Origin of the sequence: Maribacter sp. 2-571, assembly GCF_050589625.1 — a bacterium.
Taxonomy (GTDB): Bacteria; Bacteroidota; Bacteroidia; order Flavobacteriales; family Flavobacteriaceae; genus Pelagihabitans.
In genome coordinates this window covers 1-11,979 of the sequence record NZ_JBNGOP010000024.1, presented here as the reverse complement: position 1 = coordinate 11,979, position 11,979 = coordinate 1, and the positions used below count along the sequence as shown (strand labels likewise).

Sequence of the window (11,979 nt, the reverse complement as noted above, 5' to 3'; positions counted from 1 at the left end):
AACAAAAAATAGAGTTTACGCATTTAGAGTACCTTTTCGTAGAGCTGTATGTATTTCTTGGCGATTTTAGACCAATAAAACTGGTCAAAATTAATATTTTCCATGCCATAAATGTGATAGTTCACGATAATCTTTCTTAATGCGGCGATCACACTGTCCAAATCGGTACCATCACATTTTTCCCCAACGCTGCCGTCCGGAAACACTCCATCGACTCCCTGTGCTTCGTTATACAGAATGGGCAGTCCTTGCGATAAGGCCTCAATGTACACCAACCCAAAGGTTTCTGCCGAGGAAGGCATGGCAAAAATTGCATTGTTACCATACACCTCTCGTAATTTTTCCTTATCGCGAACAGCACCCATATATTGGACGAAATTTGCGTTTTCTTTTGATTTTTGTTTGATAATCGACTCTTCTTCACCTCCGGCACCGACTAGATTCAAAAACAGATCTTGCCCTTCGTCCCGCAAGACCCCAATAGCGGCAATAAGGTTTTGAATATTCTTGGTGGGGATAAACCTACCTACATACAGTATGCAGTTGGGAGCAACCCTTTTGGAAGCATTTCTGTTATCCAACCAAAAATCGTCTATGCCGTTATAAATCAGTACACTTTTTTCTAGGATTTCATTTTTTTTGGAGGCCAATAACCGATGTTCCGCAAAGGCCGTACGCAGTGAATTGCTGATGAATATTATCTTGGCGGCTTTTTTGATAATTTTAAAGGCCAAACCCCGTAAATCGGGTCTCAAACGAAGAAAAACCGAAATATCGGTACCGCGAACGGCTACTATAAAAGGTGTGCCGAACTCTTGATGTACTTTAAGGGCCAATGCGCCATCGGTAAAGAAGGTCGTTGCATGAACTAGCTGAACAGTGTTAAGTTCGACCTTTTTTTTGAGGTCCCGAAAAAGATAGTTCATCTTGTTCCGAAAGAACACTTTGTGGTATTTCTTTATTTTTTTTGAATATACTATTTCCGATTCCTTGTCGGTAAAATCGATGGTATTGTTACCAATAGGGGTGGTATCCCGAACGGGATTGTAAACGATTTGGGTCATTCCCTCGGCATCGAAATTGCTATAGAGGTTTTTATGCACTTTGGTCAGGGAAAAATCATTACAGATATGCAAACATTTCATATGATCGATTCCTTAACGGTTGCGAAAAAAATTCAAATATAGCTTGGGGAAATAGAGTTTTAGCCAACCAAAAAAAACAACGAAAGGATAGCGGAACGGAAAAAACTTCCACATGTATTTTTTATAGGAACCCAATGCCAACCCATTTGGTTTGTAAAGGTGATTTTTACGTTCTTTAAAGCTCTTTTCGGCAAAACCTTCATAATGGTCGGTGTGGTCATTGAGGCAATGTCCGCAGTAGGCTGGGGCGATTAGCACCGGTATATTACTACGATTGGCCATAAGGCTGTAGTCATAATCGGCCATACCATGGCTATACCCTTCCGATAAAATTCCGATTTGCGCTACCGCTTCTTTAGTAACCATCATAATATTGGCGTTGGCCATATCACACCTTTGCACCTTTCCATTCGGTTCTAGCCTTTTGGCGGTATACAGAAAGCGGTTCAATAGTATCGAGCCGCTGTAGGTCAGTTTTTTGGTAAACCGATCTTCGGTGGCACCAATGTAAATGCCTGATTTTCCCAAGTGGTCAACAGCATACTTATGTGTTTTTAGAAGTTGGTCGAACAGGTTTTCATAAAGTTCCACATCATCGTTCAGTAGTAAAAAGGCCTCATAATCTTGGTCCAGTGCGGCTTTCCATGATTTGCGCATACCCTCCGCCCAGAAAAGGGTGCCATCTCCCTCTATGATCTGTACTTCGGGAAACTGTAACGAAACGGCCTCGGCGGTACCGTCCGTAGAGCCATCGTCCGTCAAGTATACTTTGAACGAAAGGGTAGGAGTCGTCCGTTGGGCAACGTCGTATAAACTTTTTAAAGAGGCCAAGGTTTTTTCCTTGCGATTGTAACAGGTATAAAGGACCGCAAAATGCTTCATCGAGTTTTTTTTACTTGAACCGTTATTCTTCGGTGGCGTGCTTCTGCTTAGACGTTATCGGTTTTCCAAAAAAAGGAATGGTTAAAAGAACGTCGGAATAGGGCAGACATTGTTTTTAGGTTTTGAGCTATATTTTTTAAATAGGGGAAGATATGTTGAACTACAAACGGTTTTGGAGTCTTAAGTGGGCACTATTTTTGGTTATTGTCAAACGAAAAATTTAAGTACGCAAATGTAAACAAAAAACCCCGATGGTTAGGTCCATCGAGGTTTTTTGATTGTCTTAGCCATGAGGGCCTTACCAGATTTCTGGATAGGCGGGACGGCCATTGGTCAATACTCTTTCATTTAGTGCGGCAATACCGGCAGGTTGTAGTCCCACATAGCCCAAGTTGTTTCTATTGCTATAGTGATCGAAAACTTTATCCTGTATTTCCCTATTATACCTTCCTAGATGTAACCACTCGTTCAAATAGGTCTGAGCAGGGTTGAGTTTACCGGTTCCGTTAACAAACTCTCTAGCATCTACGAGTTCTCCTGTACATATCACGTTGTTGAACGTTGATACAAGGGCATTGATATCGCTTCTGTTCCAGTACATGTTGTTTTCCTCTGCGGCAACCCAGAAACTGACCACTGAACCTCCATGGGAAGTGTCTTGAATGCCTGTGTCGTCCCAATTCATGTTCCACACATATGCGGTAGGTACGCTTGGGTTGAACTTCAGTTGGTTCCTTAGGTCGGACTCGCGATAAGGATTGGGGCCAAAGGAAATTTCGTCAAAGACTTTTTTATATTTTGCCTTACCTGTGATTACATACAGTTCCATGGCGATGCGGGCCCAATGTGATGCCATGTGGGTGTTGATCCGGTAGATGTAATCTTTTTCATTTTCGGCATAACGATCCCAGATGTTTCGTTCGGAAAAGTTCAAAAGGCGTTGATAGGCGTTCTGATATTTTTGATCGGAGCGTAAACTAGGCGATTGGTGCATTATACGGGTAAGTGTGGCCACGAATCTCCAATAGAAACTATCCCATAAGGGAATCTGTTGTCCTGAGGCTGAAGGCCATCCTTTATATCCCCCGCTGACCGAAACGGCGTCGTTCATGGTTTTGTCAACAATGCCGATTACGGTATCCAAATACGCATTGTCCCCGGTCGCTTGCCAAAGGCTTGTTAGGCCATCTATATAATATCCTAAATAGTAATACTCCTGATTCTTATTTTTACTATTGGTAAGCCTTGTGATTTCGTCGGAATAATAACTCCACCCATCATCAAACCGTTGCTTCCAGTACAATACCTGTTCTGGGATGGGTCCCGGATCATAACCCGCCGTCTCCTCTTCTTGAGTTTCCTCTTCTTCTTGCGTTTCCTCTTCCTCTTCGTCCGTATATTCTACGGTTACCGTCCCTTGTTCTGTGGTTTTGGTGCCGTCTTCGTTTTCTGTTTCGGCAGTGTAGTCGAACGTATCGGATTCGCTGGCTTCCGCTGTATCGGTGCCATTCTGGTTATCCGTTCCTGAATTTTCGGTTTCTTCCGTTTCGGTAGTTTCATCTTCGGTAGTGTCACTGGAATCGTTACTGCTATCCGACTCATTTTCATTGGTGTCGGTTTCTTCTGTAGTAGAGGCTACCGGGGTGTACAAAATGGTTTTATCTTCCTGTATCTCAACGATACCAAGGGATGGATTCGATATTTTTATAATGTTTACCTTTTCGGCATCGGGGAAATTGTCATTGGAAAGTACATCTAGTATAACGCTTTCATTGCCGTTAATGTTGAAAACATCATCCTTTACATACTTGCCATTTTCAATGATTTCGGGGATGTCGCTAACACTGTAATCTTCTAAAAGATCGGAATCTTTACTACAGGAAATGAGTAGTGAAAACACAAAAATACTTGCTGTCAACTTGTTGACATTGGGAGTGGTGGGGACCATAGTTAGGAGTAGGTTTAAATACGTTTAATTTAATTTCTGATAAGATTCGGGAAAACAAAAATCCAATTTATTTTTTAAAGTTTTGTTCCAAAAAAAATTTTTTCGACGAATGGTTAGCAGGTTTTCGACAAACTGCATCACAAATCTTACCCCCAAATTACGTCAGTTTTCGTAGCTATGGATGATGAACTACCAATTAATTCGATGAAATGCACTTTTTTTTAACAAATTTCAGGAAAATTGGGCATTTGTTAAGAAAAAAGCGCTATCTAAAAGGGTTGTGCCCAATGAATTAAGACCGATAGGGACGGAGGTCTCTGGCCACTACGGCATTTTTTTAAAAAACGTCTCTTTTAAAATGGACCGAGTTTGTGTGAAGAAGGCTATACCTATCTATTGATTTGATGCGAGGCCACGGTCGGTTCGCTGAGAAATTGCGTAATCGACTGCTGTAAGTAAAAAGAACATAACCTAAGGGACCATTATTTACTTAAAAGTACCTTAACCTTACGGTCGAAGTAAAAGCAATGGACCGCTATAACCTACCATCGGTATTTTGCAATATGCCCTTTACATCGTAAACAATGCTGTTCGAATTCAAGTAATCGGACCAATCTACCGTTAAAAACTCTTTGTGCGATACGGTAAGTACTACGGCATCAAATTTAGGTTGACCCTCCTTATCCAGATGTTGAACAGTGTCAAGGTTGTATTCGCGTAAAACTTCGGCAGGATCGGCCCAAGGATCGAAGATACTAAGGTCGGCACCGTAACTTTTTAAGTGTTCTATCACGGAAACAGCACCGGTATTCCGCACATCCGGGCAGTTTTCCTTAAATGTTATTCCCAAAACCAAAATACGGGCACCTTTTATTTTGATATCTTTTTGAACCATTAACTTCACAATTTCCGAAGCTACATAGGACCCCATGCCGTCGTTCATCCGTCGGCCGGCGAGAATAATTTCTGGATGATAGCCATATTGCTGTGCCTTTTGTGCCAAATAGTAAGGATCTACTCCAATACAGTGTCCTCCGACCAAACCAGGTTTAAAGGGGAGGAAGTTCCATTTGGTTCCCGCGGCTTCCAACACCTCATGGGTGTCAATGTCCATAAGATTGAAAATTTTCGCCAATTCGTTTACAAAGGCAATATTGATATCCCGTTGGGAGTTTTCGATAACCTTGGCCGCTTCGGCGACTTTTATGGAAGTGGCCAAATACGTACCGGCCGTAATGACCGAACCGTATAATTCGTCTACTTTTTTTCCAACTTCGGGAGTGGACCCCGAGGTTACCTTTAATATTTTTTCTACTGTATGTTTCTTATCACCGGGATTGATCCGTTCCGGAGAATAGCCCGCAAAAAAACCTTCATTGAAGCGAAGACCGCTTATTTTCTCCAAAATCGGGACGCATTCTTCCTCCGTCACCCCAGGGTATACCGTTGACTCGTAAACAACGATGTCTCCTTGTTTTAGGACTTTGCCAACAGTTTCGCTGGCCTTGTACAAGGGCGTCAAGATAGGTCTCTTCGTAGGGTCTACAGGCGTGGGTACCGTAATAATATAGTAGTTGCAATCCGCCAAATGGGAAACGGAATCGGAACAGTATAGTCCTGTTTCCATATTCGGGGATTTTGATAGTACAGCATTAAGTTCTTCATTGTCGACCTCCAAGGTACTGTCGATACCCTGCATAAGTTCGTTTACCCTTTCGGTATTGATATCAAAACCCACTACGGGATATTTTGTGGCGAAAAGGCGGGCCAAGGGAAGTCCAACGTATCCTAATCCGATTATCCCTATTTTAATTGTTGACATATGAAGAGCTTTAGAGTGGTATAGTGATATTTAGGCTTTTCCGATTTGAAAATATTCGAACCCTTGCTTGACCATGCGCTCATGGTTGTACTGGTTTCTTCCATCAAAAATCACCGGTTGTTTTAGTTGAAGTTTTAACTCTTCAAAGTCGGGGGAACGAAATTCCTTCCATTCGGTAAGCAAAAGCATGGCATCAGCTCCCGGTAGGGTCTCGTATTTGGAATTAAAATACGTGATGTTCTTTTCTTCTTTTAGGTAAAAGTGCTGTGCCTCCTCCATGGCCTTTGGGTCGTACGCATGAACATTGGCCCCACGTTTCACCAATTCCTTAATGATGTATATTGCAGGTGCTTCTCGCATATCGTCGGTCTCCGGTTTAAACGCTAGGCCCCAAATAGCGAATGTTTTTCCTTTGAGGTCTTCCCCAAATCGTTTGACCACTTTATTTGCGATCACAAATTTTTGACGGTTATTGACTTCTTCTACGGAATTGATCAGTTGTGCGGTGTAACCATGTTCTTGGGCAGTTTTTTTAAGTGCTTTTACATCTTTTGGAAAACACGACCCTCCATAACCACTTCCGGGATAAATGAAACTGTATCCAATCCTACTATCGGATCCGATACCGATCCGTACTTTGTTTACGTCGGCACCTACCAATTCGCAAATGTTGGCAATTTCGTTCATAAACGAAATTTTGGTGGCCAACATGGCGTTGGCTACGTATTTGGTCATTTCCGCAGAGCGAACGTCCATAGTGATAAGCCTATCCATGCTACTTCTGAAAAACGGAGCGTACAATGCCCTCATTTTTTCAGATGCTTCTTCATTGTCCGAGCCGATTACCACACGGTCGGGTTTCATAAAATCGTTGATCGCATCGCCCTCCTTTAAAAACTCCGGATTGGATACCACATCAAAATCGATTTGCAGACCGCGCTTGTCCAACTCATCCTGTACCGTTTTACGAACTTTGTCCGCAGTTCCTACAGGTACTGTGGATTTGTCCACGATGACCAGGTAATGGCTCATATGTTCCCCGATTTCTTTGGCTACCTGAAGCACGTATTTTAAATCTGCGGAACCGTCGTCGCCCATTGGAGTGCCCACTGCTATAAAAGCAATATCGCACTTTTCCAGGTTTTGCGACAAGTCGGTGCTAAAACGCAAGGTTTTGGTGCCAATGTTCCGTTTTACCATAGGCTCTAGCCCGGGTTCATATATAGGAATGATACCTGACTTTAGGTTTTCGATTTTTTTGGTGTCAACATCGATGCAGGTGACCGTGTTGCCCATTTCGGCAAAACAAGTGCCACTTACCAAACCGACATAACCTGTTCCTATTACAGTTAAATTCATCTTTAGTCTATTTTTAAATTTTGCCAATACCAGGTAACGGCATTTTTAAGTCCTTTTCGAATATCAAAATTAGGGGAGTATCCCAACCGTTGTTTTGCCTTTTCTATAGAAGCTAACGAGTGGGGTACATCTCCTTGTCTATTTGGACCATATTCAGGGTTTAATTTGCTGATTTCGGGGTCTAATTCCCCTAAAAACTCTTTTAAAAGGTCCATCAACTCATTTAAGGTCGTACGTTCTCCGTACGCAACGTTGTATACGGTATTGATCGCTTCATTGTCTTCCGCCATCATGGCCCGTACGTTCATTTGAACTACATTGTCGATATAAGTGAAGTCCCGCGAATAACTACCGTCTCCGTTAATGATCGGTTTTTCGTGTCGCATCAATTGAATGACGAATTTCGGGATTACCGCGGCATACGCCCCGTTTGGATCTTGTTTTCTCCCAAAGACGTTAAAGTATCGCAGGCCTATGGTCTCCAAGCCATAGGTGCTGCTAAAAATTCCGGCATACAGTTCGTTTACATATTTGGTTATCGCATAGGGTGAAAGCGGTTTGCCAATGTTGTCCTCAACTTTGGGCATTTTTACGGAATCACCATATGTAGAGGAACTTGCCGCATAAACAAATCTTTTTACACCTGTGTCCCTCGCCGCTACCAGCATATTCAAAAAGCCGGAAATATTTACTTCATTGCTGGTTATCGGGTCGTTAATGGATCTTGGAACGGAACCTAGGGCTGCTTGGTGCAGTACATAGTCCACATTTTTACAGGCCTGTTTGCAAACGGCCAGGTCTCGAATGTCGCCTTCTACGAAATTGAAATTCGAATGATCTATTATAGCATCCAAATTCGCCTTTTTTCCAGTGGCGAAGTTATCGAGGCAAATCACCGTATTGCCGTTTTTGATCAGGGCTTCACAGAGATTGGAACCAATAAAGCCGGCTCCACCGGTAACGAGAACGGTAAATTTGGCATTGAACTTAAGGTCGGTCAGATCCATTCGATCGAAATTTGAGACCGCAAAGGTCGGAAAAACATATTAAACTCACTATCGATTCCATTTTAGATGTATATAAATCGGTTGAATGGGGAACCCCGTTTTGTTGGGCAGTATCCTATGTAGCGGTTTTAACCGTTTTGTATGCCACCGTAATGGTTTAAATACCATTTTACAAATTGCTCGACCCCATCGACCAGAGGGGTGTTCGGCCGATAGCCATAGTCGTCGATCAATCCGCTGACATCTGCCCAAGTCTGTGAAACATCTCCGGGCTGCATCGGTAAAAATTCTTTTTCAGCGCTTTTTCCTAGCTGCGTTTCTATGGCTTGAATAAAATCCATTAATTTTACCGAATTGTTATTGCCGATGTTATATACTCTTGCACAATTTTTGACAATACCAGCGTCTTTTTTCTTGCTAATAACACGTACCACTCCTTCTACGATATCATCAATATAGGTGAAATCCCGGGCCAGCTCCCCATTATTAAAGACCTTTATGGGATTGCCCTCATGAATTGCCTTGGTGAACAGGAATAGGGCCATATCCGGTCTTCCCCAAGGGCCATATACCGTAAAAAAGCGAAGTCCGGTAGTCGGTAATTGAAACAAATGGGAGTAGGTATGGGCCATCAGTTCATTCGTTTTCTTTGAAGCCGCGTACAAACTAACCGGCCGGTCCGTGCGGTCGGTGGTGCTAAAAGGTACTTTTTCGTTTAGACCATAAACGCTGGAGCTGCTGGCATACACCAAATGTTTTACGGAGTGGTTTCTACAGCATTCCAGTACGTTCAGAAAACCGACGATGTTCGAATCGATATACGTTTCGGGATGTTCTAGACTATAGCGCACCCCTGCTTGGGCGGCCAAATTACAGACCACATCGAATCCTTCTTCTTTGAAAAGCAGTGGCAATTCTACTCTATTTTCCAAGTTGCTCCGTATGAATATAAAACCCTGATAAGTAATGCTTTGGGTCTTTTGGTCCATACGCATGGCATCGTCCTTTGGTATACCAAGTTCTTTCAACCGTGCATATTTCAAATTTGGGTCGTAATAATCGTTAATGTTGTCCAGGCCCACTACTTGGTGCCCTAACTTCAAAACGCTTTTGCAAACATGAAATCCAATAAATCCGGCGGCACCGGTAACGAGTATCTTCAAAATGCTCAAATTTCTATCAAATATCAGAACAATATTCTTAAAAATGAAAAAACCCTGAATAGCTTTCTAAACAGGGTCTTTTCTTTTGGTGGTATACTAGTTATCTTCTTTTGATGACCTTTTTTAAGGTATTCTCGTCTTCTGCCGTTCTTCTTATCTCTACGATGTAGGTTCCGACACTAAGGTCATAAAGATCCATCGTAACCACCGTCTGATGGTTTTCAGGAACTACCTCGCGAAAAACAAACTTTCCATAGATGTCATAGAACGTGATGAAAAGTCTTTCGTTCATATAGTTTTCCAATCCAATGGATAGGACGCCGTCCGTAGTAGGGTTTGGAAAAAGCCTCACATCTTCAAGTTTGGCTTCGGGGTCTACCGGCGCCAAGGGGGCTACATTTATGGAGAATTGGGCGGAACAACCTGATTCGGAAGAGAAGACATAATTTCCGGCCTGTTCCAAGGTTATGGCCCCCAACTCTTGTCTTCCCTCCGTATTGGTCCCGTCCGGCGCCGTAATGGTGAAAGGGATATCCTGAACGATATCCAATACAATGGCGCTTCCTTGGTCCACGGTAATTCCCGTCTCTCCCGAGCCGGCAGTACCATTGATGCTGAATACAACGGAAAAATCCTCGTCGGAACAGTTTGCCACCGGTAAAACGATTATCGAAATAACTCGTTCGCAACCCTTTGGCGAAGTAAATACATAATTGCCCGATTGTTCGGGTGTAATATCATCCAACTCTAAAAGGGTGTTATTTACGGTAGTATCGTCCGGTGCGGTTATGGTGTAATCGACATCTTGCTGAACAAGCAATAGGGTTACGGAACCACCTTGGTTTACCTCAATTGTGGTTTCCTCGGTTCCGGATACGCCATCGACAATGTATTGCGGGGTAAAGCGGTCTGGTGTACACGGATCTACTACCTCGATATCCAAAATGGCCGTACAGGAATTTGAACTGGATGTAAAAACATAGCGCCCGCTATCGTCAAATGTTGCCGATTCGATTTCATAATCTTCGTTCACAACGTTACCGTCCGGTAGAGTAATGGTATATTCCTGATCGTTTTGTAGCACGCTTAAATCAATGCTCGATCCTAAATCAACTGTATAGGCAACGGCCTCTGTACGTAATTCACCGTCTATTGTAATTCTAGGATTAAAGGTTCCGGGAACACACGGACTGATTACAATTATACTCAAGGAAGCGGTACACCCTTCGGATGATGTAAAAATGTATGCCCCGGACGCATCGGTGGTTACGGCACCAAGGTCCAAATCTCCCGTTGCGACGCTTCCATCAGGGCGTGTTATCGTATAAGGCACATTTTTTTCGACCGTGCTAAGGGAAACGGTGCTTCCAGCGTCTACCGTAAGAATTTCTTCTCCGCTGTTCGCTACGCCATCAACGGTATATTCCGGGGTAAACGGTCCGCTAGGGCAGGTGACTTCCAACGTTAATATGGTACTACAGCCATTCACTGTAGTAATCGTGTACTCGCCGCTATCTTCGCTATTAAGGTTTCCAAGGTCATAATCGAGCTGCCCGTTGTATACTTCATCTCCATCGTAGGTAATGGTATAGGTCGTATTGTTCGGCAACATACTGATTTCAAAGGCGTCTCCAAAGAGTGCGGGAACCGTAATAGGCTGTTCGTCGGGAGCACTAAAATAAGTACCGTTAAGGCGCCATTCCGCTCTTATCGCATCCGAGTCACATATAATGTCGGTCACGTTTAGGGTAAGGGTGGTGGTACAGCCCTGGTCCGAATCGATAATGTAGTCTCCGCTATTGGTCGGATCGACGACACCCAAAATATAATCTTGAGATCCATCATAAACAATTCCGCCCTCATAAGTCACGGTAAATTCAACACCATTGGGTAGCATGCTCAATCGAACATTATCACCCGTATTGGCCGCTACTGTAATATTGCCATCGTCCGGAGCGCTCTCGTAGGAGCCTCCACCGTCTAACGACCACTCTGCCCGAATCGTGTCGGCTGTACAATCGAATTGGGTCACATTTAAGTTCAAAGTGGTCGAACACCCTTGCTGAGTCGTGATAGTATAGGCGCCACTATCCGCAATTTCAGCAATTCCTAAAACAAAATCCGTGTTTCCGGTGTATACGGGATCACCTCCATAGGTTACGGTGTAGTCGATTCCATTAGGAAGCATGCTGATTCTTATATTGTCGCCCGTAAAAGCCTCTACGGTAACTGGTTCGGCATCGGGTGCGCTGCTGTACGAACCACCTCCGTTCAATGACCATTCCGCTTTGATGTCGCTACAATCGATTTCTTCCACTTCCAATGTAATGATTACGGAACATCCTTCTACGGAGGTCATCACATAGGCGCCCGCATCCAGTAAACTGACGGCTTCCAATACATAATCACCCGTTAAATCGTCTACGAACCCTCCTCTTGGTAAGGTGACATTGAAGCTGAGTTGTTCGCTACCTGCGCCACCCACGTTATTTGGTAAAATGCTCAATCGAACTTCTTGACCTTCGGTCGCGGTAATTTGAACGTCCTCTCCGGGATTCGCGCTTTCATAGGCCCCTGATCCTATCCTCCATTCGGGGCTGATCAGGATGTCCTCGGGGTCGCACTGTTTCACCACGTTGACGTTCACTACGGT

General features: G+C 43.6%; 8 protein-coding genes. All 8 read right to left on the bottom strand.

Annotation, left to right across the window (positions count from 1 at the left end; genetic code table 11):
* Positions 1–23: 23 nt before the first annotated feature.
* On the bottom strand, positions 24–1,145 hold the full coding sequence (locus ACRD7P_RS15780) for a glycosyltransferase family 4 protein (protein WP_430908609.1): 1,122 nt from the start codon (positions 1,143–1,145) through the stop codon (positions 24–26).
* 12 nt (positions 1,146–1,157) lie between these two features.
* Positions 1,158–2,027, bottom strand: coding sequence for a glycosyltransferase family 2 protein (locus ACRD7P_RS15775; protein WP_430908608.1), 870 nt, complete (start codon positions 2,025–2,027; stop codon positions 1,158–1,160).
* A 298-nt stretch (positions 2,028–2,325) separates the two neighbouring features.
* A complete protein-coding gene (locus ACRD7P_RS15770) occupies positions 2,326–3,975 on the bottom strand; it encodes an Ig-like domain-containing protein (protein WP_430908606.1) in 1,650 nt (549 codons plus the stop codon).
* 535 nt (positions 3,976–4,510) lie between these two features.
* Positions 4,511–5,797 (bottom strand): nucleotide sugar dehydrogenase, encoded by a 1,287-nt coding sequence (locus ACRD7P_RS15765; RefSeq protein ID WP_430908605.1) that lies wholly within the window; start codon positions 5,795–5,797, stop codon positions 4,511–4,513.
* 30 nt (positions 5,798–5,827) lie between these two features.
* On the bottom strand, positions 5,828–7,156 hold the full coding sequence (locus ACRD7P_RS15760) for a UDP-glucose dehydrogenase family protein (protein WP_430908604.1): 1,329 nt from the start codon (positions 7,154–7,156) through the stop codon (positions 5,828–5,830).
* Positions 7,157–7,158: 2 nt separating this feature from the next.
* On the bottom strand, positions 7,159–8,163 hold the full coding sequence (locus ACRD7P_RS15755; protein ID WP_430908603.1) for an SDR family oxidoreductase: 1,005 nt from the start codon (positions 8,161–8,163) through the stop codon (positions 7,159–7,161).
* 128 nt (positions 8,164–8,291) lie between these two features.
* The gene (locus ACRD7P_RS15750; RefSeq protein ID WP_430908602.1) at positions 8,292–9,326 is read right to left on the bottom strand and encodes an NAD-dependent epimerase; all 1,035 of its coding nucleotides are present in this window, start codon (positions 9,324–9,326) and stop codon (positions 8,292–8,294) included.
* 100 nt (positions 9,327–9,426) lie between these two features.
* The coding region (locus tag ACRD7P_RS15745; protein WP_430908601.1) for a T9SS type A sorting domain-containing protein at positions 9,427–11,979 on the bottom strand (2,553 nt) is incomplete at its 5' end.